This is a genomic window from Stenotrophomonas maltophilia, assembly GCF_023518235.1.
Taxonomy (GTDB): Bacteria; Pseudomonadota; Gammaproteobacteria; order Xanthomonadales; family Xanthomonadaceae; genus Stenotrophomonas.
The window spans coordinates 1,328,103-1,354,093 of sequence record NZ_CP090423.1; the positions used below are offsets into that span (position 1 = coordinate 1,328,103).

General features: G+C 67.7%; 27 protein-coding genes. 15 read left to right on the forward strand and 12 right to left on the reverse strand.

Features of this window, described 5'->3' with window-relative positions:
• Nucleotides 1-41: 41 nt before the first annotated feature.
• Both LZ605_RS06215 and LZ605_RS06220 read left to right on the forward strand, forming a co-directional pair.
• Nucleotides 42-623, forward strand: a complete 582-nt coding sequence (locus LZ605_RS06215) for an NAD(P)H-dependent oxidoreductase (protein ID WP_249844136.1) — start codon at nt 42-44, stop codon at nt 621-623.
• A 116-nt stretch (nt 624-739) separates the two neighbouring features.
• Nucleotides 740-1,201 (forward strand): DUF4304 domain-containing protein, encoded by a 462-nt coding sequence (locus tag LZ605_RS06220; protein ID WP_249844137.1) that lies wholly within the window; start codon nt 740-742, stop codon nt 1,199-1,201.
• Nucleotides 1,202-1,247: 46 nt separating this feature from the next.
• Here LZ605_RS06220 and LZ605_RS06225 read toward each other — a convergent pair whose 3' ends face one another.
• The 3 genes from LZ605_RS06225 to LZ605_RS06235 are packed head-to-tail and all read right to left on the reverse strand — an operon-like array spanning nt 1,248 to nt 3,609.
• On the reverse strand, nt 1,248-1,493 hold the full coding sequence (locus tag LZ605_RS06225) for a DUF6587 family protein (RefSeq protein WP_249844138.1): 246 nt from the start codon (nt 1,491-1,493) through the stop codon (nt 1,248-1,250).
• Entirely contained in the window at nt 1,493-3,358 is a 1,866-nt protein-coding gene (gene feoB, locus LZ605_RS06230) for a ferrous iron transporter B (protein WP_249844139.1), read from the reverse strand. The genes LZ605_RS06225 and feoB overlap by 1 nt, the downstream gene beginning before the upstream one ends.
• Nucleotides 3,355-3,609 carry a FeoA family protein gene (locus tag LZ605_RS06235; protein ID WP_107232447.1) on the reverse strand — a complete coding sequence of 85 codons (255 nt, stop codon included), beginning with the start codon at nt 3,607-3,609 and terminating at the stop codon, nt 3,355-3,357. Before LZ605_RS06235 ends, feoB begins: the two co-directional genes overlap by 4 nt.
• Before the next feature lie 119 nt (nt 3,610-3,728).
• Here LZ605_RS06235 and LZ605_RS06240 point away from each other — a divergent pair, with 119 nt between their 5' ends.
• The 6 genes from LZ605_RS06240 (at nt 3,729) to LZ605_RS06265 (ending at nt 7,731) form a co-directional block, all read left to right on the forward strand.
• Nucleotides 3,729-4,517 (forward strand): enoyl-CoA hydratase/isomerase family protein, encoded by a 789-nt coding sequence (locus tag LZ605_RS06240; RefSeq protein WP_249844140.1) that lies wholly within the window; start codon nt 3,729-3,731, stop codon nt 4,515-4,517.
• 2 nt (nt 4,518-4,519) lie between these two features.
• Nucleotides 4,520-4,921, forward strand: a complete 402-nt coding sequence (locus LZ605_RS06245; RefSeq protein WP_249844141.1) for a VOC family protein — start codon at nt 4,520-4,522, stop codon at nt 4,919-4,921.
• Entirely contained in the window at nt 4,918-5,814 is an 897-nt protein-coding gene (locus LZ605_RS06250) for a hydroxymethylglutaryl-CoA lyase (RefSeq protein ID WP_249844142.1), read from the forward strand. The genes LZ605_RS06245 and LZ605_RS06250 overlap by 4 nt, the downstream gene beginning before the upstream one ends.
• A 101-nt stretch (nt 5,815-5,915) precedes the next feature.
• Nucleotides 5,916-6,686, forward strand: coding sequence for an SDR family oxidoreductase (locus tag LZ605_RS06255; RefSeq protein ID WP_249844143.1), 771 nt, complete (start codon nt 5,916-5,918; stop codon nt 6,684-6,686).
• Between the two features lie 48 nt (nt 6,687-6,734).
• Nucleotides 6,735-7,301, forward strand: coding sequence for an elongation factor P-like protein YeiP (gene yeiP / locus LZ605_RS06260; RefSeq protein WP_005409468.1), 567 nt, complete (start codon nt 6,735-6,737; stop codon nt 7,299-7,301).
• Complete coding sequence (locus LZ605_RS06265) at nt 7,291-7,731, forward strand: hypothetical protein (RefSeq protein ID WP_249844144.1); 441 nt, start codon at nt 7,291-7,293, stop codon at nt 7,729-7,731. Before yeiP ends, LZ605_RS06265 begins: the two co-directional genes overlap by 11 nt.
• 49 nt (nt 7,732-7,780) lie before the next feature.
• Here the strand turns inward: LZ605_RS06265 and LZ605_RS06270 are convergent, their stop codons facing one another.
• The 4 genes from LZ605_RS06270 to LZ605_RS06285 form a co-directional block, all read right to left on the reverse strand.
• A complete protein-coding gene (locus LZ605_RS06270; RefSeq protein WP_249844145.1) occupies nt 7,781-8,467 on the reverse strand; it encodes an MliC family protein in 687 nt (228 codons plus the stop codon).
• 83 nt (nt 8,468-8,550) lie between these two features.
• Complete coding sequence (locus LZ605_RS06275; protein ID WP_249844146.1) at nt 8,551-8,943, reverse strand: nuclear transport factor 2 family protein; 393 nt, start codon at nt 8,941-8,943, stop codon at nt 8,551-8,553.
• Nucleotides 8,924-12,073: a multidrug efflux RND transporter permease subunit gene (locus LZ605_RS06280; RefSeq protein ID WP_249844147.1), complete on the reverse strand. Its 3,150-nt coding sequence runs from the start codon at nt 12,071-12,073 to the stop codon at nt 8,924-8,926. The genes LZ605_RS06275 and LZ605_RS06280 overlap by 20 nt, the downstream gene beginning before the upstream one ends.
• 50 nt (nt 12,074-12,123) lie before the next feature.
• Entirely contained in the window at nt 12,124-13,278 is a 1,155-nt protein-coding gene (locus LZ605_RS06285) for an efflux RND transporter periplasmic adaptor subunit (RefSeq protein WP_249844148.1), read from the reverse strand.
• Nucleotides 13,279-13,407: 129 nt separating this feature from the next.
• Between LZ605_RS06285 and LZ605_RS06290 the strand changes: the two genes are divergently transcribed.
• Together LZ605_RS06290 and LZ605_RS06295 are read left to right on the forward strand one after the other, a co-directional pair.
• Nucleotides 13,408-14,124: a response regulator gene (locus LZ605_RS06290; protein WP_181358678.1), complete on the forward strand. Its 717-nt coding sequence runs from the start codon at nt 13,408-13,410 to the stop codon at nt 14,122-14,124.
• Complete coding sequence (locus tag LZ605_RS06295) at nt 14,124-15,200, forward strand: ATP-binding protein (RefSeq protein WP_249844149.1); 1,077 nt, start codon at nt 14,124-14,126, stop codon at nt 15,198-15,200. Before LZ605_RS06290 ends, LZ605_RS06295 begins: the two co-directional genes overlap by 1 nt.
• Here the strand turns inward: LZ605_RS06295 and LZ605_RS06300 are convergent.
• The 3 genes from LZ605_RS06300 to LZ605_RS06310 form a co-directional block, all read right to left on the reverse strand.
• Nucleotides 15,178-16,941 (reverse strand): DUF4105 domain-containing protein, encoded by a 1,764-nt coding sequence (locus tag LZ605_RS06300; protein WP_249845000.1) that lies wholly within the window; start codon nt 16,939-16,941, stop codon nt 15,178-15,180. The genes LZ605_RS06295 and LZ605_RS06300 overlap by 23 nt on opposite strands.
• A 142-nt stretch (nt 16,942-17,083) precedes the next feature.
• On the reverse strand, nt 17,084-17,383 hold the full coding sequence (locus LZ605_RS06305; RefSeq protein ID WP_049447145.1) for a DUF2388 domain-containing protein: 300 nt from the start codon (nt 17,381-17,383) through the stop codon (nt 17,084-17,086).
• Nucleotides 17,384-17,445: 62 nt separating this feature from the next.
• Nucleotides 17,446-18,834 (reverse strand): FAD-binding oxidoreductase, encoded by a 1,389-nt coding sequence (locus LZ605_RS06310; protein WP_249844150.1) that lies wholly within the window; start codon nt 18,832-18,834, stop codon nt 17,446-17,448.
• Between the two features lie 169 nt (nt 18,835-19,003).
• Between LZ605_RS06310 and serA the strand changes: the two genes are divergently transcribed.
• Nucleotides 19,004-20,245: a phosphoglycerate dehydrogenase gene (serA, locus tag LZ605_RS06315; RefSeq protein WP_054171635.1), complete on the forward strand. Its 1,242-nt coding sequence runs from the start codon at nt 19,004-19,006 to the stop codon at nt 20,243-20,245.
• A 26-nt stretch (nt 20,246-20,271) separates the two neighbouring features.
• Here serA and LZ605_RS06320 read toward each other — a convergent pair whose 3' ends face one another.
• Entirely contained in the window at nt 20,272-20,886 is a 615-nt protein-coding gene (locus tag LZ605_RS06320) for an NUDIX hydrolase (protein WP_249844151.1), read from the reverse strand.
• A 133-nt stretch (nt 20,887-21,019) separates the two neighbouring features.
• Here LZ605_RS06320 and LZ605_RS06325 point away from each other — a divergent pair, with 133 nt between their 5' ends.
• Nucleotides 21,020-22,495: an amino acid permease gene (locus tag LZ605_RS06325; RefSeq protein WP_249844152.1), complete on the forward strand. Its 1,476-nt coding sequence runs from the start codon at nt 21,020-21,022 to the stop codon at nt 22,493-22,495.
• A gap of 81 nt (nt 22,496-22,576) precedes the next feature.
• Nucleotides 22,577-24,004, forward strand: coding sequence for an amino acid permease (locus tag LZ605_RS06330; RefSeq protein ID WP_249844153.1), 1,428 nt, complete (start codon nt 22,577-22,579; stop codon nt 24,002-24,004).
• A gap of 65 nt (nt 24,005-24,069) precedes the next feature.
• Here LZ605_RS06330 and LZ605_RS06335 read toward each other — a convergent pair whose 3' ends face one another.
• The gene (locus tag LZ605_RS06335; RefSeq protein WP_249844154.1) at nt 24,070-24,444 is read right to left on the reverse strand and encodes a hypothetical protein; all 375 of its coding nucleotides are present in this window, start codon (nt 24,442-24,444) and stop codon (nt 24,070-24,072) included.
• A gap of 252 nt (nt 24,445-24,696) precedes the next feature.
• Between LZ605_RS06335 and LZ605_RS06340 the strand changes: the two genes are divergently transcribed.
• Both LZ605_RS06340 and LZ605_RS06345 read left to right on the forward strand, forming a co-directional pair.
• Nucleotides 24,697-25,338 carry a methylthioribulose 1-phosphate dehydratase gene (locus tag LZ605_RS06340; protein WP_249845001.1) on the forward strand — a complete coding sequence of 214 codons (642 nt, stop codon included), beginning with the start codon at nt 24,697-24,699 and terminating at the stop codon, nt 25,336-25,338.
• 92 nt (nt 25,339-25,430) lie between these two features.
• Entirely contained in the window at nt 25,431-25,988 is a 558-nt protein-coding gene (locus tag LZ605_RS06345; protein ID WP_249844155.1) for a 1,2-dihydroxy-3-keto-5-methylthiopentene dioxygenase, read from the forward strand.
• Nucleotides 25,989-25,991 lie beyond the last annotated feature (3 nt).

Genomic DNA, 25,991 nt, shown 5'->3' on the forward strand with positions numbered 1-25,991 from the left:
GCAGACCGCACCCTCGCGCACTTTCCATTGCCGAGGTTGCCGTGTCCCGCTCCATCCTGATCCTGCTTGGCCACCCCGATCGTGACAGCCTGTGCGGCGCCCTCGCCCATCGCTACGCCACCGCCGCCGAGAATGCGGGGCACCGGGTGCGCCTGATCGCACTCGGCGAGCTTCAGTTCGACCCGGTGCTACGTCACGGCTACCGTCAGATCCAGCCACTTGAAGCCGACCTGCAGGACGCTGCCGATGCGATCCTGGCCTGCGACCATCTGGTACTGGTCTATCCCACCTGGTGGGGCGCGATGCCGGCCCTGCTGAAGGGGTTCTTCGATCGCGTGCTGCTGCCGGGCTTCGCCTTCCGCTACCGGCGCGGCTCGGTGTGGTGGGACCGGCTGCTGGCCGGGCACAGCGCGCGCGTGATCACCACGCTGGACACGCCACCGTGGTACTACCGCTGGATCTACCGCGACCCGGGCATTGCCCAGCTCCGCGCCACGATCCTGGCGTTCTGCGGCATCCGCCCGGTGAAGATCAGCCGGCTTGGCGCGGTACGCAGCAGCACGCCCGCACAACGCGCAACGTGGCTGGCGCTGGCGGCAGAACTCGGCGCACGGGCCCGGTAGATCCACGCCATGCGTGGCTGGAATGCCGGCCCCGGCTCATGTGTCGCTTTTGCCAATTGACCTGGAATCACCGCGCCTCAAGGCTGGGAGCCCCTCTCCCGGCCCAGGCACAGCCCATGAAATCCGCAACTGTTTTCAGTAAATGCGCGAAGAAGACAGGCTTTGCCGGAACCTCCACCACCCGCTACCGGCTGCTGGAAGGCGCCTCGCTGGTGATCAATCACCAGCGTGCCAGCGAGAGCCGAGGTTTCTACGTCAATGCCGGGCTCTACTTTGCAGAGCTGCTTGAACACCCGCTTGAGCCTTGCGATCTGGAGAACGCCTTCCGGTACCGCACCAGCATTCCCACGCCCCATGTCGATTGGCGGATCGAAGAGACGCCAGGGTTTCGCCGGCGCTTCACCCAGCAGGATCTTGATGACCTGCTCGAGGCGGGCAATCGTGACGCGATGAAATGCCTGCTGCTCGATGCCCTGGCCGACGTGGCCGGCTTCGCGGCAACCCACGGCAACCGCGAAGCGGTGCGCCGGTTGAATCAGGACGGGAGCTTCCGGGCGATCATCCGCAGAGAGGTCTGAACCCGAGCGGCCCTCGGCGGATCGAAGCAGTCGAGCAAGCTCGACGCTACTTCCTGGTGGGGCCGCAGCTGTCGCAGCCACCGCAGGCGCCACCACCGCCGCTCGCCGGCGGTGCGACCTTGCGCCCCAGCGCCTGCATCCAGGCCGCGCGGCCCGGCTTCAACAGCGCCAGCGCCAGTGCACCGCGCAGCTTGCGCACAGTGCCCGGGAACTGCTTCTTCAACACCACCCAGGCACTGACCAGCACGGCCACCGCGATGATCAGGTACTGCAGCAGCAGCCCCACGTCCATCAGCCGCCTCCCAGCGCCACGGTCACCTGGTAGGTGATCAGCGCTGCCACATAGGCCGCCGCGAACAGGTAGAACGCGGCAAAACCCATCTGCTTCCACGAATTGGTCTCGCGCTTGATGGTGGCCAGCGTCGAGATGCACATCGGCGCGTAGATGTACCAGACCAGCAGCGACAGCGCGGTGGCCAGCGACCAGCCATCGCTGATCAGCGGGGTCAGTGCCTGGCTGGCGGCATCGTCATCGGCCGCCGACAGGGCATACACCGTGGCCAGCGAGGCCACCGCCACTTCGCGCGCGGCCAAGCCCGGGATCAGCGCGATGCAGATCTGCCAGTTGAAGCCCAGCGGCGCGAAGAACACTGCCATCGCATGGCCGATCTGGCCGGCGTAGCTGTAATCGATCGCGGGCATGGTGGCGCCGGCCGGGGCCGTCGGGAACGACAGCAGCACCCACAGCAGGATGGTCAGCGCCAGGATGATGCCGCCGACGCGCTTGAGGAAGATCATGCCGCGCTCGTACAGGCCCACCGCCAGGTCGCGCACGTGCGGCAGGCGGTACGACGGCAGCTCCAGCATCAGCGGGTGCTCGCTCTTGTCGCGGCGCCACTTCTTCATGATCCACGACATTGCCAGCGCGCTGAGGATGCCGGCGGCGTACAGGCCGAACAGCACCAGGCCCTGCTGGTTGAACACGCCCCACACCGTCTTCTGCGGGATGAACGCGCCGATCAGCAGTGCATACACTGGCAAACGCGCCGAGCAGGTCATCAGCGGCGCCACCAGGATCGTAGCCAGGCGGTCACGCGGATCCTGGATGCTGCGGGTGGACATGATGCCCGGCACTGCACAGGCGAAGCTGGACAGCAGCGGGATGAACGAGCGGCCGGACAGGCCGGCGGCCGCCATCATGCGGTCCAGCAGGAACGCCGCGCGCGGCAGGTAACCGGATTCCTCCAGCACCAGGATGAAGAAGAACAGGATCAGGATCTGCGGCAGGAACACCACCACGCCACCGACGCCGGCGATGATGCCGTCGGTCAGCAGGCTGGCCAGCGGCCCTTCCGGCAGCACGCTGCCGACGAACTGGCCGAGCCAGGCAAAGCCAGCCTCGATACCGTCCATCAGCGGCGTCGCCCAGGCGTACACCGCCTGGAAGATCAGGAACATCACCACCGCCAGGCTGATCAGGCCGAACACCGGATGCAGCAGCCAGCGGTCCAGCGCATCATCGATCTTGGCGGTACGTGCCGGCATGCGAACGGCCACCGACAGGATCTGGCGCACCTTGGCGTGGTAGTCGATGCCGCCTTCCGGGCCCGGCACCGGCGCGTCCAGGTGCGGCACCATCGCGTCCAGGCGCTCGACCAGGGCCTTGGCACCCTGCTTGCGCACCGCGACGGTTTCCACCACCGGCACGCCCAGCTCGCGCTCCAGCGCAGCCACGTCCACCTGGATACCGCGGCGCTGGGCCGCGTCAACCATGTTCAGTGCCACCACCATCGGCTTGCCCAGCTCACGCAGTTCCAGCGCAAAGCGCAGGTGCAGGCGCAGGTTGGTGGCATCGATCACGCACAGCAGCACGTCCGGCGCCGCTTCGCCCGGGTAGAAACCGCGGCACAGGTCGCGGGTGATCGCCTCGTCCAGGCTGGCCGGCTGCAGGCTGTAGGCGCCCGGCAGGTCGAGCACGGCAAATTCGCGGCCGGACGGCGCACGCAGGCGGCCTTCCTTGCGCTCGACGGTGACGCCGGTGTAGTTGGCGACCTTCTGCCGGCTGCCGGTCAGCTGGTTGAACAGCGCGGTCTTGCCACTATTCGGGTTACCGACCAGCGCGACGCGCAGGGGGGCGGTGGAGGCAGTGGCGGTCATGCACGTCGTTCCTGGCTGGCGGCGTCGATCACGACGCGCTTGGCTTCACTGATCCGCAGTGCGAACCGGGTGAAGCCGACCTGCACCAGCAGCGGCTCCCCTCCCACCGGACCCTTGGCCACCAGGCGCACTTCCTCGCCCTTGACGAAACCCAGCTCGCGCAGGCGACGGGCAATGGCATCGTTGGCATGCAGGTCCTGCACGGACTCGACCACGGCCGAGGTGTGCAGCGGCAGTTCGGACAGCGTCATCTAGCGTAATCTCTGCTGGATGTAAATGGTTCTCGATTCTAACATTCCCGCGTCGCGTCATGGCCCATGACCAATGGCCCGCTATGATCCATACAGGTATGGAGTGACCCTGGAATCCCATGAACGATGCTTTGCAGATCGAGCGCAGCGGCGCCGTCCTCACCCTCTGGCTGAACCGGCCGGAGCTGCACAATGCCTTTGACGCCGGCCTGATCGCCCGGCTGACCGCCGCCCTGGAAGCCGCCGGGCGCGATGATGCGGTGCGCGCGGTGGTGGTGGCCGGCCAAGGCCCCTCCTTCTCCGCCGGCGCCGACATGCAGTGGATGCGCGGCATGGCCGCCGCCAGCGAGGCCGACAACCGCGAGGACTCGCTGGCCCTGGCCCGGCTGATGCGCACCCTGGACGAGCTGCCCAAGCCGACCCTGGCCCGGGTCCATGGCGCCGCCTTCGGTGGCGGCGTTGGTCTGGTCGCCTGCTGCGACATCGCCATTGCCAGCGCCTCGGCCCGCTTCGGCCTGACCGAGAGCCGCCTGGGCCTGCTGCCGGCGGTGATCTCGCCCTACGTGATCGAGGCCATCGGCCCGCGCCAGGCCCGCCGCTGGTTCGCCACCGGCGAGCACTTCGATGCCGAAACGGCCCTGCGCATCGGCCTGGTCCACCAGCTGGTCGAGCCCGAGCGTTTGGACGAAGCCCTGGAACGCCAGTTGGCGCTGCTCGACAAGGCCGGCCCGATCGCCTCGTCCACGGCCAAGCAACTGGTCCGGCAGGTGCGCGACAGCCATGACCGTGACGCGCTGGATCGGGATAATGCCGCCCTGATCGCGCGCCTGCGGGTGTCCGCCGAGGGCCAGGAAGGCCTGGGCGCCTTCCTCGACAAGCGCGCACCCCATTGGGTCACGGAAGCCTGAACATGCTCGATCATCTTGGTTTGACCAGCGCCGACCTGGCGCGCAGCAAGGCCTTTTTCCTGCAGGCGCTGGCGCCGCTGCAGATCGGCGTGGTGATGGAAGTGACCGCCGAGCAGACCGGCGCCCACGATCACATCGGCTTCGGCAGCGACGGCAAGCCGTTCTTCTGGCTAGGCAATGGCGGCACCGCCAGCCAGGGCGTGCACGTGGCCTTCGCCTGCGCCAGCCGCGCCCAGGTGGATGCCTTCCACGCCGCCGCGCTCGCCGCCGGTGGCCGCGACAACGGCGCCCCGGGCCTGCGCCCGTGGTACCACCCGGACTACTACGGCGCCTTCGTGCTCGACCCGGACGGCAACAACATCGAGGCGGTCTGCCACCGCCCCGCCGGCGAGGTGGCGGCATGAGCGACTACGTACGCATCGTCGAGGTCGGCCCGCGTGACGGCCTGCAGAACGAAAAGCAGTCGGTGGTCACCGCCGACAAGATCGAACTGATCAACCGGCTGTCGGCCACCGGCCTGCGCAGCATCGAAGCGACCAGCTTCGTCAGCCCGAAGTGGGTTCCGCAGCTGGCCGATGCCGCCGAGGTCTATGCCGGCATCCAGCGCCGGCCCGGCATCCACTACCCGGTGCTGGTGCCGAACGAACTGGGTTACGACCGTGCCCGTGCGGTGGGCGTGGAGGAAGTGGCGGTGTTTACCGCGGCCTCCGAAGCGTTCAACCGCACCAACACCAATGCCGGCATCGACGAGTCGCTGGCCCGCTTCGAGCCGATCCTGCGTCGCGCCGCCGCCGATGGCGTGCGCGTGCGCGGCTACGTCTCCACCGTGCTCGGCTGCCCCTACCAGGGCGACGTGCCGCTGGCCGACGTGGTGCGCGTGGCGCGCGCCCTGTACCAGATGGGCTGTTATGAAATCTCGCTGGGCGACACCATCGGCGTCGGCACCCCGCGCAAGGCGCGGGCGATGCTGCAGGCGGTGGCCGCCGAGATTCCGATGACGGCACTGGCCGTGCACTTCCACGACACCTACGGCCAGGCCATCGCCAACATCGCCAGCTGCCTGGAAGAAGGTGTGCGCGTGGTCGACAGCGCGGTATCCGGTGCCGGTGGCTGCCCGTATGCCAAGGGCGCCAGCGGCAACGTTGCCAGCGAAGACGTGGTCTATCTGCTGCAGGGGCTGGGCCTGGACAGCGGCGTGGACCTGCCGGCGCTGGCCGAGACCGGCCGCTGGCTGGCCGGCCTGCTGGGCCGCGCTACCGCCAGCCGCACCGGCCAGGCGCTCGCGGCGGCCGGCTGAACACCCCACTGCGCCGCTCCCGCCGGGGCGGCGCAGTGCACAACGGCGACGGTCGCCGCTTCCGTTAGAATCGGCGGTTCTCGAACCTGCAGGACCGTTCAATGCAGCTGTCTTCCGTACGTGCCGTGATCACTGGCGGCGTCTCCGGCCTCGGCCTGGCCGTGGCCCAGCACCTCGTCGCCCAGGGCGGCAAGGTGGCCCTGTTCGACCTCAACGATGACAAGGGCGCTGGCGCCGTTGCCGCACTGGGCGCCGACAAGGCCCGCTATTTCAACGTCAACGTCAGTGATGAGGCGGCGGTTGCTACGGCCATCGACCAGGCCCACGATTTCCTCGGTGGCCTGAACGTGGCGATGAACTGTGCCGGCATCCTCGGCGCCGGTCGTGTGCTGGGCAAGGAAGGCCCGATGCCGCTGGCCGGTTTCCAGGGCACGGTGATGGTCAATCTGATCGGCAGCTTCAACGTCGCCAAGGCCGCAGCCAACCGCATGCAGCACAACGAGGCGGGCACCGATGGCGAGCGCGGGGTGATCATCAACACCGCCAGCATCGCCGCCTACGAAGGCCAGATCGGCCAGGCCGCCTATGCCGCCAGCAAGGGCGGCGTGGTGTCGATGACGCTGCCGATGGCACGCGAACTGTCGCGCTTCGGCATCCGCGTCAATACGATCGCACCGGGCGTGTTCTGGACGCCGATGGTCGACGGCATGCCCGAGGCCGTGCAGCAGTCGCTGGCCGCCTCGATCCCGTTCCCGTCGCGTCTGGGCAAGCCGGAAGACTTCGCCAGCCTGGTCGGCTTCATCCTCGGCAACACCTATCTCAACGGCGAGACCATCCGCCTGGACGGCGCTACCCGCCTCGCTCCGAAGTGATTCCCCCGGGCGCCGGGACGGCGCCCTCCCCCAACCAGCCAGATCACCATGAAAGCCAACGACATCAAGAAGGGCAACGTCGTCGAGTACAACAACGGCGTCTACCAGATCCGCGACATCGAGCGCAGCTCGCCGCAGGGTCGCGGCGGCAACGTCCGCTTCCGCTTCATCATGTACAGCGTGCCGGGCGGCAACAAGCTCGATGCCAGCTTCGATGCCGACGACAATCTGGTCGAAGTCGAACTGCTGCGCCGCCAGTCCACCTATTCGTACAAGGATGGCGACGCGTTCGTGTTCCTCGATGACGAGGACTACACCCCCTACACCCTGGATGCGGACGTGATCGGCGACGACGCCGGCTACATCACCGACGGCCTGACCGGCATCTACGTGCAGGTGATCGACGAGCAGCCGGTGGCGATCCAGCTGCCGGCCTCGGTGGTGCTGGAAGTGATCGAGACCCCGCCGGAACTGAAGGGCGGCACCGCCACCAAGCGCCCGAAGCCGGCCAAGCTCAACACCGGTATCGAGATCATGGTTCCGGAGTACATCGTCAACGGCGAGCGCGTCCTGGTGAACACCGCCACCGGCGAATTCGCCGGCCGTGCCGACTAAGCGCCTGGCGCTGATCGGTTGCCTGTCCCTGCTTGCGGCGTGCTCGCCGCAGGCAGCGGTCAGCGCCGCCGCCGTCGCGCCGAACGCCGCACCCACAGCCGGGCCGCCCCCCGCTGCCGACTGCCCGGTTCCTGCCGACGTGTATGACGCCGACGACGTGCGCATCTACTGCCAGATGCCCAGCGATGTGCAGGCCTTCCTCGCGCGCGAAAACACCTGCCAGCACTTTGCCGGCGAGGAACCCTACGACGACGAGCGCCGCCGTGAGCTGGAAGTGGCCAATGCCGAGTACTGCGAAGGCCGCGAGAAGATCTTCACCGATCTGGTCGCGCGGCATCGCGACGACTGTGTGGTCCGCCAGGCACTGATCGCGATCAACGGCCGCTACGACCTGGTGTTCGAGCTGGACCTGAAGCCCTGCGAGGGCTGAGCCAAGAGCGCCGGGCCACGCCCGGCGAGCGCAGTGTCGGAAGCAAGCGTTACTTCGCGCCGAAATTGCCGCAGCCATGGTACTGGCGGGTCCCCACCGTCAGCATCGCCTTGGCCTCGAAGGCTTCGCCACTCATGTCGTCCTGGCAGGTGGTGCGCTGGAAGCTGAGCTTGACGTCGGTGCCGTCAGCCGCCTTGCCGCTCCAGCCGTCTGCACCTGCGGTGGGCGCGGCCACGTCGAAGCGGCGCTCGCCATAATCGACTTCGACCTGCAGCCCCGGCGTGTCGCCGTCGACGACCGCCATCCAGCCCGGCTCATTACCGGTGGCACGGAAGGCGGCAACGCCGGCACTGCCATCGCCTTCTGTCGCCTGCACTGCATGGCACTCGCGGTCCGGCTCGCCCTTCAGGCTGAGCAGGCCGTCATCGCTGCCCTGGGTCCAGAAGCTGTTGCCCTGGCGGTCAGCGTACTTCGCACCCGACGCAGCACGTTCGGAGGTCATCGCCAACGTGCGATCGCCAATCACCACCGTGGCCGCGTCCTCGCCGTTGAAGGTGGCGCGCACGCTCAGGTCACCACACTGGTAGGTGGTTTGGCTGCCACCGCCGCTCGCGGCGCTGGGCTGCGGCGTTGCCGGTGCAGCCGCATCACCGCCCGCGGCAGGAGACGACGGCGGCTGGCAGGCAGCCAGCGCCAGGCCGAGGGAAGCGGCCAACAGACCGGGAACTACACGCATGGCTCGACTCCTTGTCGACACTACAGGGAAGCCCGACCCTACCATCTGGCGCTGAGCGGGGGCTGAAACCGGGCTGACCGCATTCATGCAGCCAGCACCGCCATCGACAGCAGCTGCGCGCCACCGGCACCGGAACTGCAGGTCCACACCCGCAGCAGGCGCAGCCCCATTGCATGCTCACGGCCGCGCCAGTGCGCCACCAATCGCACATCACTGGACAGCAACGCCAGCCGCCCGCACAACAACGTTTCCACCGCCTGCACCTGCAGTCCCTTGACCTGCAGATTGCCGGCCAGCCAATCGCCCAGCCATGGCAGCTCGAGCATGCGCCCGCCGTTGGCCTCCATCATGAACAACGCCGGCGATACCAGCGCGGTCAGTGTTTCGCGGTCATCTTCCAGCAACGCCTGGCACAGGCGCTGCTCCAGCACCGCCAGCTGGCGTTCGTGCAGATCATCAATGATGTTCCGTTCCATCCACGGATCCTTCCGGCATCGGCCGGCGCCTGCGCAGGCGCCGCGCGATCGATTGCCGCGCGCCCTGCACCACTACATAGAAGACCGGCACGAAGAACACCGCCAGCACGGTCGCGCTGACCATGCCGCCGAACACGCCGGTTCCAATCGCCTGCTGGGTTTCCTTCGACGCGCCCTGTGCCAGCATCAACGGCACCACGCCCAGTGCGAACGCCAGCGAGGTCATCACGATCGGCCGCAGGCGCAGGCGTGCCGCCTCCGACGCCGCCTCGACCAGGCCGCGGCCCTGCTGCTGCAGCTGGCGTGCGAACTCGACGATGAGAATCGCATTCTTCGCCGACAAGCCGATCACGGTGATCATGCCGACCTTGAAGAACACATCATTCGGCATGTCACGCAGCAGCACGGCCGCCACCGCGCCGAGCAGGCCCAGTGGCACCACCAGCATCACCGACACCGGAATCGACCAGCTTTCATACAACGCTGCCAGTACCAGGAACACCACCAGCATCGACAACAGCAGCAGCCAAGGCGCCTGCGCGCCCGATTCGCGCTCCTGCAGCGACTGGCTGGTCCACTGCAGGGCGAAACCATCGGGCAGCTGCCGGGCCAGCCGCTCCATCTCGGCCATGGCCTGGCCGGTGGAGGTGCCCGGCGCCGGTGCGCCCGACAGGTTCAGCGCGGGGAAGCCGAGATAGCGCTGCAACTGCAGGGGGGCTTCGGTCCAGTGCGGAACCACCAGTTCGGACAAGGCCACCATGCCACCCTCGCTGTTGCGCACATAGAGCTTGAGCACGTCGTCCAGTTCCATCCGGTGCGGCGCATCGGCCTGCAGGATCACCTGCTGCAACCGCCCCTTGTTGGGGAAGTCGTTGACGTACTGCGACCCCATCGCCGCAGACAGCGTGCTGCTGATGTCGGCAAAGCCAACACCCATCGCCTCGGCCTTGGCGCGGTCGATGTCCAGTCGCACACTGGTGCCGGCCGGCAAGCCATCGGCATGCACCTCCGACAACAGCGGGCTGGCCTCGGCCAGCTTCAGCAGCTGCTGCAGTGCCGCGCGCAGTTCGGCCTGGCTCTGCCCGGTCCGCGCCTGCAATGCCAGCGAAAAACCAGAGGACCGCCCCAGGCTGTCGATGGCCGGTGGCATCACGCTCATCACCTCACCCTCCCCCACCGCGGCCATCGCCTTCTGCGCCGCCTCCACTTCGCTGGCAGCGGTGGCGCCGGCGCGCTCACCCCAGTCCTTCAGCATGGTGTAGGCCAGGGCCGCACTCGGGCCGGAGCCGGAAAAGCTGTAGCCCAGAATCGACTGGTTGGAGGCGATGCCCGGCCGCGATCCGACGTGCCGCTCGTAGGCTTCCACCACCGCCAGCGTGCGCTCGGCGGTGGCTTCGGCCGGCAGCTGGATCGAGGTCATGAAGTAGCCCTGGTCCTCTTCAGGCAGGAACGCACCCGGCAACCAGTGCAGTCCCAGCAACAGGGCCGCCACCAGTGCCACGAACACTGCCATGACCCGGCCACTGCGCTTGAGCACCCCGGCCACGCCACGCTGGTAACGTCCGGTCATCCGCTCGAATGCTCGGTTGAACCCGCCCAGCAGCCCACCGCGACCCGGGTGGCCAGGATCGGCCTGGCGCAGCAGCGTCGCGCACAACGCCGGGGTCAGACTCAATGCCAGCAGCGCCGAGAACAGGATCGACACCGCCATCGCCACGGTGAACTGGCGGTAGATGGCGCCCACCGAACCGCTGGAGAACGCCATCGGGATGAACACCGCGGTCAGCACCAGGGTGATGCCGATCACCGCACCGGTCAGCTCACGCATCGCCTTGAGCGTCGCCTCGCGCGGCGGCAGGCCTTCCTCGGCCATGATCCGCTCGACACCCTCCACCACCACGATCGCATCGTCGACGATGATGCCGATCGCCAGCACCATGCCGAACATGGTCAGCACATTGATCGAGAAGCCCAGCGCCAGCATCACCGCAAACGTTCCCAGCAGCGCGATCGGCGCAACCAGGGCAGGAATCAGCGTGTAGCGCCAGTTCTGCAGGAACAGGTACATCACTGCGAACACCAGCAGCATCGCCTCCAGCAGGGTCTGCACCACTTTCTGGATGGAGATCTTCACGAACGGCGCGGTGTCAAACGGGATGCTCGATTCCACGCCGCGCGGCAGCAACGGCGCCAGCTCCGCCATCCGCTCCCGCACCGCGGCGGCCGTACGCACCGCGTTCGCGCCCGGGCGCAGCTGCACGCCGGCGGCGGTGGCTGGGTGGCCGTCCTCGCGCGTACCCCAGGCGTAACTCTGTGCGCCCAGTTCGACACGTGCGACGTCGCCCAGCACCACCTGCGAGCCATTGGCGCCAGCGCGCAGCACGATGGCGGCAAACTGCTCCGGTGTGGACAACTGCCCGTCGGCACTCAGCGGAACGGTGATGCGCTGCCCAGGAACGCCCGGTGAATCACCGATGCGCCCCGGGGAAATCTCCAGATTCTGCTGTTCGATGGCGGTGGCCACATCGCCGATGGTCAGGCCGTAGCCGGTCAGCCGGGCAGGATCCAGCCACACCCGCATCGCCTGCTCGGCGCCGAACAGCTGCACGCGGCCGACACCGTCGATACGACGCAGCTCCTCGATGATGTTGCGCGCCATGAAATCACCGAGCGCCGCCTCGCTGACGCTGGCGTCGGGCGATCGCAGGCCCACCAGCATCAGGAAACCGGAATCGGCGGCCTCCACGAACAGGCCATTCTGGCGCACGCTGCGCGGCAATCGCGGCTCGATCGCCTTGATCCGGTTCTGCACATCCACCTGCGCCAGCTCCGGGTCGGTACCCGGCTTGAAGGTGGCGGTAATCGAGGCCTCGCCGGAGGTATCCACCGACGATTCGAAATACAGCAGGTGCTTGACGCTGGACAGCTCGCGTTCGATCAGTCCGACCACGGCGTCGTTGAGCGTCTGCGGGCTGGCGCCTGGATAGCTGGCGTAGATGCTGACGCTGGGCGGCGCAACCGACGGATAGCGCTCCACGGCCAGGCGCGGTATCGCCAGCACGCCGGCCAGAATGATGAAGATCGCCAGCACCCAGGCGAACACCGGGCGATCGATGAAGAAACGTGCCATGTTGGAAACTCCTGGAGGAGCGGGCCCTGGAGGGACTGCCGTGGAAAGGCTCAGCCCTTGCTGCCGGCCTGTGCCGCGCCGGTGCTGGCGCTGGCGACCGGCAACTGCCAGTCACGCGCATCGACCACCACGCCTTCCTGCAGGCGCTCCTGGCCCTCGACCACCACCTTCTCGCCCGCCTTCAACCCATGCCGGACCAGCCACTGGCGGTTGACGCTGCCGTCCACCTCCAATGTGCGGATCACCGCTTTGCCGTCGGCGCCCACCACCCAGGCGTAGGCCTGGCCACCGGCACTGCGCAGCACCGCCTGCTGCGGCACCGTCAGCGCGCTGGCCGGCGCACCACGCGGCACCCTGGCGCGCACATACATGCCCGGCAGCAACTGCCGCTGCGGATTGTCGACCAGGATCCGCAGGATCACATCGCCGGTGCGCGCATCGACATTGATGCCCGAGAACAGCAGCTGGCCACGCTCCGGCAATGCCTTGCCGGCCGCCCCGATGATGGTCACGGGCAGCTCGCCGCCACCGGCGGCACTGCGCTGCAGCGACTCCAGCTGTGCGGCGGGCTGGCGCACATCGACGTAGACCTGATCGATCTGCTGCACCACCGCCATCGGTTCGGCGTCGGTCACGCCGACCAGCGCACCTTCGGTCACCAGCGCCTGGTCGATACGCCCCTCGATCGGCGCACTGACCGTGGCATAACGCAGATCAAGCTGGCGACGGGCGAGAATCGCGCGCGCTTCATTCACTGCGGCGCGGGCCTGCTCGAACTCGGCGCTGGCATCGTCGCGGTGCTGCTGGCTGACCGCCTGTGCCGCGGCCAACGCATGCAGGCGCTGCGACTGCACGCGGCTGCGGCCCAGTGCCGCCTCGCTGCGCTGCAGAGCGGCCAATGCCGAATCGACATCGGCACGGAATGCGGCCGGGTCGATCTGGAACAGGGCCTGGCCGGCACGCACTTCGGCGCCCTGCTCGAACAGGCGGCGCTGCACGATGCCGCCCACCTGCGCGCGGATCTGCGCGGTGCGCACCGCAGCGACGCGCCCGGGCAGCTCGTCATCGCGCTGCACCACCTGCGTGGCCACGGTGACCACGCCGACGCGCGGCGCCGCTTCCGGAGTGGCTTCGGGGGAGGAACAGGCCGTCATGGCCAGGGTGAGCGCCGCGATCAACGCGACCGGCGTCCTGAAGGTTCTCATTGCTGTGCACAATGCCGCGCAGGCGGCGGATAGGTTCTGAAGCGCGCAGTGTGCGGGCCGATGATGGGGTTTCGATGGAGGAAGTGTGGAGATACGATGGAGGCAAGCACCTTACCGCCCCGCCCCTGCATGCACGCCTCTCCTGCCCTGGCCGCCCTCGTCCTGATCGTCGAGGATGAGGCCGAGATCGCCGACATCCTCACCGCTTATCTGGAACGCGAGGGGCTGCGCACGCTGCGCGCCGCCGATGGCCACACCGCACTGGACCTGCACCGCAGCGCCCGCCCGGACCTGGTGCTGCTGGACGTGCAGCTGCCGCGCCTGGACGGGTGGAGCGTACTGACCCAGCTGCGCCAGCGCGGTGAAACACCGGTGATCATGTTGACCGCGCTGGACCAGGACCTGGACAAGCTGACCGCCCTGCGCATGGGTGCCGATGACTACGTCGTCAAACCCTTCAACCCGGCCGAAGTGGCCGCGCGCGTGCGCGCCGTGCTGCGCCGCACCCTGCGCGCCGCGCGCGTCGATGCACCCACCGCGCTGCGCGTGGGCCCGCTGCTGATCGACTGGGGCACCCATGCGGTGCACGTGGAAGGAGACGGCTACAGCCACGAGGTCCTGCTCACGCTCACCGAGTTCAAGCTGCTGCATTGCATGGCCCTGGCGCCCACGCGCATCTTCAGCCGTAGCGAACTGATGCACGAATGCCTGCCCGAAAGCGAGGCGCTGGAGCGCACCGTCGACAGCCACGTCAGCAAGCTGCGCCGCAAGCTGGATGAGGTCGGCATGCTGAACGTGCCGGCCAGCGTGCGCGGCGTCGGCTACCGGCTGATGGCCGACCGCTGATGGCAGGCCTGCGTCGCTCCGGGCTCAGCCGGCACATCATCGTGTCGATGTCGCTGATGGTGATCGGCGTCATCGTGATGATGATCCTGTCGTCGTGGCTGCTGTATGCAGTGCTGGTGGAATTCTTCCCCGGCAGCACCGATGAGCCGGAAGGATGGCTGCCGACCGGCCCTGAACTGGCCTGGATGGTGGGCGTGATCCTGACCGGCCTGGCATTGGCCATCGCCGCGTCCTTCCGTCTGGCCCATCGCATCCTGTCACCGCTGAACTCGCTGGTGGACAGCGTGCGCGCGCTTGCCGACGGCGATCTGGGCGCACGTGCCAGTGCCGAAGAGAACTCGCCGGGCGAAGTGGCCACCCTGGTCGAGGACTTCAATGCGATGGCGCGCAGGCTGCAGCAGATGGAAAGCGAGCGTGCGATGTGGCATGCCGCCATCGCCCATGAACTGCGAACGCCGGTGACCATCCTGCGTGGCCGCCTGCAGGGGCTGGCCGAAGGCGTGTTCCAGCCCGATGAATCGCAGTTCCGCAGCCTGCTGGCGCAGGTCGAGGGCCTGTCGCGGCTGATCGAGGACCTGCGCGTGCTCAGCCTGGCCGACAATGCGCGGCTGGACGTGCGCCGGGCACGCACCGATGTGGTGGCCGAAGTGCATTCGGTGATGACCCTGGTCGATCCGCAGTTCCGCACCGCCGGCTTCGTGCTGGAACTGGAAACCAGCCGCGAGGAACACAACGCGCACTGCGACCCGACCCGGCTGCGGCAGGCGCTGCTGGCACTGCTGGAGAACGCGCGGCGCTACGCCAGCCCGGGCAGGGTCCGCATCGCCGTGCATGACACACCGGGCCATGTGCAGGTGGCCATCGAAGACGAGGGCCCCGGCATCGACCCGGAACTGCACGCGGATATCTTCACCCCATTCATGCGCGCCGACGGATCGCGCTCGCGTCAAGGCGGCGGCAGCGGCCTCGGCCTGGCGGTGGTGAAGGCGATCGCCGATGCGCACGGCGGCCAAGCGTACTGCACGCCGGGGATTGCCGGCGGCAGCCGCTTCGTCATCGAGCTGCCTCGCCAGTAGCCGGCGTCGCCGCCTGCCTGCGCAGGTGTGCGCCCAGTGCAGCCAGGTTGGCATCGATGGCGTCCATCTCGGCACGCTGCTTCGCCGGCAGCTGCTGGCGAAGCTGCACGCGCAGCGCCTGCCAACCGGGAACCGCCTGCGCACTCATCGCCGCCACCGCCTGCGCCAGTGGCACCTGCTCATCGGCCTGCGGCAGTCCGTAGCCGCCGTCGGCCAACAACGATGCCGGGCGCAGCCACTGCCCACTCTGTTCCAGCAGGCCGCGTAATGCGCGGGTCTGGTCGCTGTCCGCTGCCGCCAGCAGGCGCCGCTTGAGCAGATCGCGGGCGCGCAGTTCGGCGCGCCGTTGCGCGGCCTGTTCCAGCAGCAGCAGGCCGGCGCTGGCGCGCAGATCGCCCTGCAGCAGCCAAGGCGCGCGCTGCCGCGCCGGCAGCTTCAGCCAGCCGCGTACATCGCGTGCGGGCAAGGCCAGCTGCGCGGCCGCCACGCCGAACAGCTGCTGGTAATGGTCACGCGCCGAGGCGAAATAGTAGCCCTGCGCCTGCGCCAGATCGCGATCGGCCAACACCTGTTGGTCAAGCACCTGCAGCCGTGCCAAGCGGCGCTTCAGCCCACGCGGGGTCAACTGCGCCAGGCCGGCCTGGCCCAGGCGTGGCACGCCGGCCTGCAGCAGCTTGGCGGTCTCCACCGCGCAGTTGTTGCTGACGAAGTAGTAGCGGCCGTCATAACTCCAATGCACCTGCGCGGTGCGCTCGAGCAGGCTGGCGATCTCGTCGCGTTGCAGCTGCAACGGCAGCGATTGCAGCCCACGCAGCTCGACCTTGGTGTACTCATCCACCACCTGCTGCAACGGCAGCACGAAGAGCCGCGAGGGATAGCCGCCGGTCAGTCCACGCCAGTTGGAGATCTGCACATCGCCGACGAAGGCGCGGAAGGACAGTACGCGGTGATACTCGAGATCCAGCCGGCAGTCCGGACCCCGCGCACGCCCCGGCCGGCAGATCACCAGCCGCAGCATGCTGTGGCCCCAACGGCTCATCGGCTGTGCGCTGCCCTCGGCGAACAGGTAGTCCACCGCGTAGACGCGTGCAGGGTCCAACTGCAGCAGCGACGCCGCCCCCTCCTCGGCTTCGGCCTGCAGCAGCGGCAGCGTCGTCGCGCACTGCGGCCGCGGCAATGATGGCGGCGTTCCGAAATGGGCCTGGAACCACTGCGCCAGCGCCGGGCGCCTGCAGGCGAAATCGGCATCGAGCACGAAATGCTCGGCATTCACCGCCAGGTACTCGGCCGGACTCTTCAGCTCATAGCCATCCGGGCGGCGGTCACGGAAGTCGTTGTCGCCGCGGCCCAGATGCCAGGGCTTGCGCTGCCACCCGGCCAGATCGCGCCAACGCGGGCTGCGCGACCATGCCGCGCCGCTGCGATCTGCCACATGAGTCAGTTCGTGCACCAGCGCGCTGCGCCTTGCCCGGCGCGCCCCCGGCAGGGCGTCTGCAAGCAGGTCGCGGCGCAGGGTAATGCCGCCAGCGAAGGCACGGCCGTGCACCTCCGCCGGCAGATCGTCGCTCCAGCGCACCTGCACCTGTGCCGGCAACGCGCGCAGCAGGCCATCGGGCAGCAGCGACTGCACGTCGGCCAGGGTCTGCGTCGCCACCTGCTGCTGCGCCGGGCTCAGCCCGGCAGGGTCAAGTTCCAGGTATCCGCCGGCATGAACGGCCGGAGCCGCCAGCAGTAGAGCCAGGCCATGCCTGGCCGGGTTCCAGCGCCCACGCTTCTGTAGCGCCGAGCCATGCTCGGCGGCTGTCACGGTCGGCGTGCAGGTGTTCAGCCGAGCATGGCTCGGCTCTACAGAATGCGATATCGCGGGTGCCATGCAACCCGGATCAACGCGCCAGCAGCGCGCGGGCCAGCTCCAGGTCACTCTGCTGCTGCGCGGCAGCACTCTGCTCGCGCAGGTGGACCAGCGCCGCCTGCAGGCGCGCGCCACGGATCTGGCCATCGCTGGCCACGAAAGCGGCCGCGTCATCGCGTGCGGCCAGCACCACCTTGTCATCACCCGAGCTGCTGCCCGAGGAACCGGAAGATGCACCGGTGGCCGAACCGGCCGAGGTGCCAGCGAAGCTGGATGCAAAGCCGGCCAGCGGCAGGGACAGCAGGGCGAGCAGCAGAAGCGGACGGGTCATCGGTTCGAAGCCGGTTGTTGGGATGCGGGGAGCGTAACGGGTGTGTGAAGACTATGCGCGGCTCACACGTCGAACAGCTTGCCGGGATTCAGCCGCGCTTGGGGATCGAACGCACGTTTGACCGCCTTCATCAGCGCGATTTCGGCCGGGCCGCGGGTGCTGTCCAGGTAGCCCTTCTTGACCAGGCCGATGCCGTGCTCGGCCGAGATGCTGCCGTCGAAGCGGGCCAGCACCTGCGCCAGCAGCTTGGTCACGTGCTCGCACTGCGCAACGAAATCGGCGTCGCCGGTGCCATCGGGCTTGAGCACGTTGATGTGCAGGTTGCCGTCGCCGATGTGGCCGAACCAGACCACGTCGAAGTGCGGGTAGGCCTGCCCGATCAGCGCCTGGGTCTCGGCCAGGAACGCCGGCATCGCCGAGATCCGCACCGAGACGTCGTTCTTGTAGGGCTTGTAACGCGCCAGCGCTTCGGTGATGCCTTCGCGCAGGCGCCACAGCTGGGCAGCCTGGGCGTCGCTGGCGCTGATCACGCCGTCGCTGACCCAGCCATTGCCCATGCAGTCCTCGAAGGCGGCCATCGCCGCCGCTTCCTGCGCCTCGTCATTGGCTGCGAACTCGGTCACCACGTAGTACGGATGCACCTCATCGAAGGGCGCCTGCGCCCCGTGCGCCAGCACGTGCTCCAGCGCGCGGTCGGTGAAGAATTCGAAGGCCTGCAGCTGCAGACGCGCACGGAACGCGGCGAACACCTGCATCAGCACTTCGAAGCTGGGCAGTGCCAGCAGCATCACGTTGCTGGCCGGCGGCGGGTCGGTCAGCTTCAGCGTGGCCTCGACGATCACGCCCAGCGTGCCTTCCGAGCCGATCAGCAGCTGGCGGAAGTCGTAGCCGCTGGAGTTCTTGATCAGGCCCTTGTTGAGTTCGAGCAGTTCGCCATTGGCGGTCACCACCTTCAGGCCGGCGATCCATTCACGGGTATTGCCGTAGCGGATCACCCGGATGCCACCGGCATTGGTGGCGATGTTGCCGCCGATCGAGCAGGAACCGCGTGCAGCGAAATCCACCGGGTAGATCAGGCCGTGGTCCAGCGCGGCGTTGTGCACGGCTTCCAGCGGCATGCCGGCCTGCACCACCAGCGTGCGATCGACCGCATCGTAGGCCAGCGCCTTGTTCATCCGTTCCAGGCTGAGCACCAGCTCGCCGTTGGCCGCCACAGCGCCTCCGGACAGGCCGGTGCGGCCGCCGGACGGCACCACCGCCACGCCATGCTCGGCGCTCCAACGCATCACCGCCTGCACTTCCTCGACCGTGGCCGGCAGCGCGATCACCAGCGGCGCCGGCGTCCAGCGTCGGGTCCAGTCGCGCCCGTAATGCTCCAGGTCGGCCGGGTCGGTCTTCAGCTTCAGGCCGGGACAGGCCTGCTGCAGCGAGGCAATGCGGGAATCGGTCATGACGGTCCAGCGCGGTGCGTGAAGAACGGGCAAGCGTGCCAGCGGCACGCGCCAGCGTCCAGCCCCGCAGGCAGGCAGATAGCTACCGATCCAACCAATTGCGCACTGCACCATCGGCGTCGCGATCTGGCATAGTGATTGGCCCCTGTCCCACTGGCCGTGTTGCCCCATGTCGCCGAAGAAGACCTCGTTCCCGAAGCAGGATATCCGCGTGCTGTTGCTGGAGGGGGTCAGCCAGACCGCCGTGGAGGTGTTCAGCGCGGCCGGCTACAGCCAGATCGAAGCGCACACCAAGGCGCTGCCCGAGGACGAACTGAAGGCGCGCATCGCCGAGGCGCACATCGTCGGCATCCGTTCGCGCACCCAGCTCAGCGCCGAGGTGCTCGCCGAGGCCAAGCGCCTGATCGCGGTGGGCTGTTTCTGCATCGGCACCAACCAGGTCGACCTGGACGCGGCCGAGCTGGCCGGCATCCCGGTGTTCAACGCGCCCTACTCCAACACCCGCAGCGTGGCCGAGCTGGTGATCGCCGAAGCGATCATGCTGACCCGCGGCATCCCGCAGAAGAACGCTGAATGCCATCGCGGCGGCTGGTCGAAGTCGGCCAGCGGCAGCCACGAGGTGCGCGGCAAGACGCTGGGCATCATCGGCTACGGCCACATCGGCACCCAGGTCGGCGTGCTGGCTGAATCACTGGGCATGCAGGTGATCTTCCACGACGTGGAAACCAAGCTGGCACTGGGCAATGCCCGTGCAGCGGCCAGCCTGGACGACCTGCTGGCCCGCGCCGACATCGTCACCCTGCACGTGCCGGAGACCCCGTCCACGCAGTGGATGATCGGCAGCACCGAGCTGGCGAAGATGCGCAAGGGCGCGCACCTGATCAACGCCGCGCGCGGCACCGTGGTCGACATTGATGCGCTGGATGCCGCACTGGCCAGCGGCCACGTCGGCGGCGCCGCGCTGGACGTGTTCCCGGTCGAGCCGAAGGGCAACGGCGATATCTTCGAATCGCCGCTGACCCGCCACGACAACGTGATCCTGACCCCGCACGTCGGCGGCAGCACGCTGGAGGCGCAGGACAACATCGGTGTGGAAGTGGCGGCCAAGCTGGTGCGCTACAGCGACAACGGCAGCACCCTGTCGGCGGTCAACTTCCCGGAAGTGACCCTGCCCGAGCATGCCGACAGCCTGCGCCTGCTGCACATCCACCAGAACGTGCCGGGCGTGCTGTCCAGGGTCAACGAGATCTTCTCGCGCCACAACGTCAACATCGACGGCCAGTTCCTGCGCACCGACCCGAAGGTGGGCTACGTGGTGATCGACATCACCGCCAGCGAGGAGCAGGCCGCCGCCGTGCGCGACGAGCTGGCCGCGATTGCGGGCACGCTGCGTACCCGCATCCTGTATTGATCAACGCGTCGCCGGGCATGGCCCGGTCAGCGCGCCAGCCAGCGGCGCGCCATGCGCTGCATCGATTCGTCCGATTCCGGATCGGCCGCGACCTCGGTCACATCCCGCCAGGCCAGCGCCAGCGATTCCTCGCTGAGCACGAAGGCCTCGCCACCCAGCGCCCGGATCACGAAACGCACGTCATAATGCCAGTGCCCCGGCACGTCCTTGCGTTCGGGAATCCAGTGCTTGTCGATGTCGAAGATGGCCGGATCTTCCAGCACCAGGCCGCTCAGGCCCGACTCCTCCTCGGCTTCCTTCAGCGCCACCAGGGCCAGGTCGCGCTCGCCGTCGGCGTGGCCGCCCAGCTGCAGCCAGCGCTGCAGCTTGCGGTGATGGGTCAGCAGCAGGCGCTGGCCATCGGCACTGACCAGCCAGCAGCTGGCGGTGAAATGCCCGGCCAGCCGTTCGCGGCGGAACGGATCTTCCGGATCATCCAACAATGTGCCGAATTCGGCAGCCAGCGCGTCGTGGGCCGGCTCACGGCGGGCATAGTCGCGCAACAGGCCACGCAGGCGATCGTCAAGCACGGCAAGGGTTTCGGCGGTCTGGCTCATGAATGGGCGGCGTTTGGAAAAATACTGCTCATTATCGCCGTTCATTGTTGCGATTGCGCTTGTGCGTTGGCTTCAGCTTTGGCTAAGGTACAGCGGGCCGTTCGCACGGCCTTCACCATTCCAGGCCGTCGGCAACGTATCGGCGGCCCACCCAAATCCGATCACTAGGAAGTACTGCATGCTGAAAGCTCTGTTGAGGGTCAAGCCGGTCCAGCCGGCCGGGCACGTCGATGCCGGCGAACCCATCGAAGGCAGCCTGGATGGCGAGGCCACGTTGAAACGGACCCTCACGGCTAAACACCTCATCCTGCTTGGCGTGGGTGCGGTGATCGGCGCTGGTATCTTCGTGTTGACCGGCCAGGCGGCGGCCAACCACGCCGGCCCTGCGGTGATGCTGTCGTTCGTGATCGCCGGTTTCGCCTGCGCCCTGGCGGGCCTGTGCTATGCCGAGTTCGCTGCGATGATGCCGGTCTCCGGCAGCGCCTACTCCTATTCCTACGCCACCCTCGGCGAAGGCATGGCCTGGTTCATCGGCTGGTGCCTGGTGCTGGAGTACCTGTTCGCCTCGGCCTCGGTCGCGGTGGGCTGGTCGGCGTACCTGATCAGCTTCATCACCACTACGCTGCACATGCCGTTCCCTGACCTGCTCAGCGCCGCGCCCATCGCCTGGACCGGCAGCGAGTTCATCGCCTCCGGCAAGCTGTTCAATCTGCCGGCGGTGCTGATCGTGGCGGCGGTGTCCGGCCTGCTGTACGTGGGAGTGACCCAGTCGGCCTTCGTCAACGCGATCATCGTGGCGATCAAGGTCACCGTCATCTGCCTGTTCATCGGCATCGGCGCGGCCCATATCGACCCGGCCAACTGGCAGCCGTTCATCCCGGAAAACACCGGCGTGCCGGGTGAGTTCGGCTGGAGCGGCATCTTCCGCGCTGCCACCATCGTGTTCTTCGCCTACATCGGCTTCGACGCGGTTTCCACCGCCGCCGGCGAAACCAAGGATCCGCAGCGCAACATGCCGATCGGCCTGCTCGGCTCGCTGGCGGTGTGCACCATCGTCTACATCATCGTCTGCGCGGTGCTGACCGGCATGATGCCGTACCACCTGCTGGGCACCGACAAGCCGGTGGCCACCGCGCTGGAAGGCTACCCGCAGCTGTCGTGGCTGAAGACCGCGGTGGAAATCGGCGCCATCGCCGGCCTGTCTTCGGTGGTGCTGGTGATGATGATGGGCCAGACCCGCATCGCCTACACCATTTCCCGCGACGGTCTGCTGCCGAAGTTCTTCGGCAAGGTGCACGCCCGTTTCCGCACCCCGTACGTCGCCACCATCGTGGTCGGCGTGATCGCCGCCGCCCTGGCCGGCCTGGTGCCGCTGAACGTGCTGGGCGAGCTGGTGTCGATGGGCACCCTGCTGGCCTTCGCCACGGTCTGCATCGGCGTGCTGGTGCTGCGCTATACCAAGCCGGAGATCCATCGCCCGTTCCGCGTGCCGATGGTCTGGATCATCTGCCCGCTGGGCGCGGCCACCTGCCTGTTCCTGTTCTGGCAGGCGTTCGTGGTGCATTGGCACCTGTTCGTCGGCTGGACCGTGCTGGGCATGCTGATCTACCTGGGCTACGGCATCCGCAACAGCAAGCTGGCCAAGTCCTCCTGATCCGCCTACGGGCCGGCCCTGCGCCGGCCCGTCCGTTTTCCCCGCGCCGCCTCGAACGGCACTTCGACAAGACCACCAGACATGTTCAAGCAACTGTGGGCCACCAAGCACCCGCACGCCGCCCATGAAGACGCCAACGGCCTGAGCCTGCGCCGCCACCTCGGCCCCTGGGGCCTGACCGCCCTTGGCATCGGCGCGGTGATCGGCGGCGGCATCTTCGTGATCACCGGCCAGGCCGCCGCCAACCACGCCGGCCCGGCGATCATGCTGTCGTTCGTGCTGGCCGCGATCTGCTGCGCCTTCTGCGCACTGGCCTACGCCGAGTTCGCCTCGATGGTGCCGGTCTCCGGCAGCGCCTACACCTATACCTACGCCACCTTCGGCGAGCTCTCTGCCTGGTTCATCGGCTGGATGCTGGTGCTCGAATACGGCGTGTCCGCCTCGGCAGTGGCGGTCAGCTGGACCGGCTACTTCCTCAGCCTGCTCAGCCAGTTCGACATCCATCTGCCCGCCGCGCTGGTCAGCGCGCCACTGGACGCACAGCTGCGTCCGACCGGCGCGATCGCCAACCTGCCCGCAGCCGGACTGGTGCTGCTGCTGACCTGGCTGTGCTACGTCGGCATCAGCAAATCCTCGGCGATGAACATGGCCATGGTCGTGCTCAAGACCGGCCTGATCGTGCTGGTCATCGTGGCCGGCTGGAAGTACGTGGATACCAGCAACTGGACGCCCTTCATCCCGGCCAACGAAGGCCCCGGCAAGTACGGCATGGAAGGCGTGCTGCGCGGCGCAGCGATGGTGTTCTTCGCCTACATCGGCTTCGAGGCGGTGTCGGTGGCGGCGCAGGAATCGAAGAATCCGCAACGTGACATGCCGATCGGCATGATGCTGTCGCTGGTGGTCTGCACCGTGCTGTACATCGCGATGGCCGCGGTGATGACCGGCCTGGTGCCGTACCCGCTGCTCGGCACCGACGAGCCGGTGGTGACCGCGGTGGCCGCGCATCCGCAGCTGGACTGGCTGCGCTGGGTGGTCGAGGTCGGCGCGCTGGTCGGCCTGTCCTCGGTGGTGCTGGTGATGATCATCGGCCAGCCGCGCATCTTCATGATCATGGGTCGCGACGGCCTGTTGCCGCCGGTGTTCACCAAGATCCACCCGAAGTACCGCACCCCACACATCAACACCGTGATCACCGGCATCGGCATCGCGCTGCTGGCGGCGCTGTTCCCGCTGGACATCCTCGGCGAACTGACGTCGATGGGGACGCTGATCGCGTTTGCCGCCGTGTGTGCCGGCGTGCTGATCCTGCGTCGCACCCAGCCGGACCTGCCGCGCCCGTTCCGCATGCCGATGGCCTGGCTGATCTGCAGCCTGGGCGTGCTGAGCTGCCTGGCGCTGTTGTCGGCGATGACGATGCACAACTGGATGCTGATGGGCGTGTGGACCTTCGTCGGCTTCGTGATCTATTTCTGCTACGGGTTCCGACACAGTCGTCTGCGCAACAAGTAAGTCACGCGTGGCAGGGCCCTGATGGCCCTGCCCTCCTTGCCACCGGCGCGGGCCGAGCGCCACGCCTAGCGGCGGTTGAACCAGATGAGCTGCTGCTGCCAGCCCGCACCGGCCATGCAAGCATTGAACTCGCTGCTGCGGTCGGACGCGTTGACGTCCACGATGTAACTCTCATCTTTCGGCATCGGCACCATGTTGTACTTGCCGTCAATGGCGCAGACTTCATCAAGCCTGCAGGGCACCTTGCGGTCCTCGTAGACGGTGCGCGTGGCCACTTCATTCCTGACCGGCCAGTGATCGTCGGCCTGCGCCTTGCAACTCGCGTGGGCGGGGCCGAATGGCCGCCCACCCGCATCCATCTTCACCCATTCCATCGTGCAGCCACTGCTGGCAAGCATGATGCCAATCACCCCCATCATCCCCATCGCGCGCGCGATCATCGAAGTACTCCTTTCCTTGGCGCTCGCCGGAATTTCTGCGGCAATCCGATGATGTTTCGCAGCAAGAGGGCTGTCCACGACCGGAATCGCTTCCAGCGGGAGCGCTGCTCTCCCCATTCAGCCAGCGCTGTGCTTGCCTCGATCCAACCCCTGCGCGCCGCCTGCCAGCACACCGCTTCGTGTTGCCCATGCAGCAGGCAGGCGGTCGCCGCGCAGGCCCAGCATCGGGCCGGATCACGTAAAATGCCGTCCATGGACACCACCACCTTCCCCTACGACACCGCCCGCTTGGGCGAACTGGCCCAGCTGCTGATCGACAACGTCCGCGAGCTGGCCCACGCCGGCTGGACCCCGGCCACCAGCAGCAACTTCTCCCACCGCCTGGACGACCGCCACGCCGCGATCACCGTGTCCGGCAAGGACAAGGGCCGGTTGATCGAGGACGACATCATGGTGGTGGACTTCGACGGCCAGGCCGTCGGCCGCCCGCTGCGCCCGTCCGCCGAAACCCTGCTGCACACCCAGCTGTACCGCCGCTTCCCCGAAGTGGGCTGCGTGCTGCACACCCATTCGCCGGTGCAGACCATCGCCTCGCGCCTGTACGCGCCGCAAGGCCATGTGCACCTGGAAGGCTACGAGCTGCTGAAAGCGTTCGCCGGCAACAGCACCCATGAAATGGCCGTGGATGTGCCGGTGTTCGCCAACACCCAGGACATGAACGTGCTCTCGGCGCAGGTCGACGACCTGCTCGATCGGCAGAACCTGTGGGGCTACCTGATCGATGGCCACGGCCTGTACGCCTGGGGCCGTGACATGGCCGAGGCGCGCCGCCACCTGGAGGCCTTCGAGTTCCTGTTCCACTGCGAGCTGGAGCTGCGCAGGCTGCGCGGCTGAACCCGCGCGCAGGTGCAGATGCCGATCCGGAATCTGCACCCTGCCCCTACCCTGCTACCCTGTCTTCCCCCCGAGACGTTCAAGCTGCCGCCATGAGCCGACTGCGCATCTACGACGACACCCGCCCCGAATCGCCACTGCTGGACACCCAGGACGGCGCGCTCATCGCTGCCGAGCTGAAGCAGATCGGCGTCACCTTTGAACGCTGGCAGGCCACTGCCCCGGTCGCGCCGGGCGCCAGCCAGGAGGAAGTGTTCGCCGCCTACCGCGCCGACATCGACCGCCTGGTGGCCGAGAACGGCTTCAAGAGCGTGGATGTGGCCTCGATCGCGCCGGACAACCCGAACCGCGCCGAGCTGCGCAAGAAGTTCCTCGACGAACACTTCCACAAGGAAGACGAGGTGCGCTTCTTCGTCGCCGGCTCCGGCCTGTTCACCCTGCACGTGGAAGACAAGGTGTACGAGATCGAGTGCGTGAAGGATGACCTGATCGCCGTGCCCGATGGCACCACCCACTGGTTCGACATGGGTGATGAGCCCAGCTTCGTGGCGATCCGCTTCTTCACCGAGCCGGATGGCTGGGTCGGCCATTTCACCGGCACCGACATCGCGCAGAAGTTCCCCCGTTACGTCCCTACCCAGGCATCCTGATCC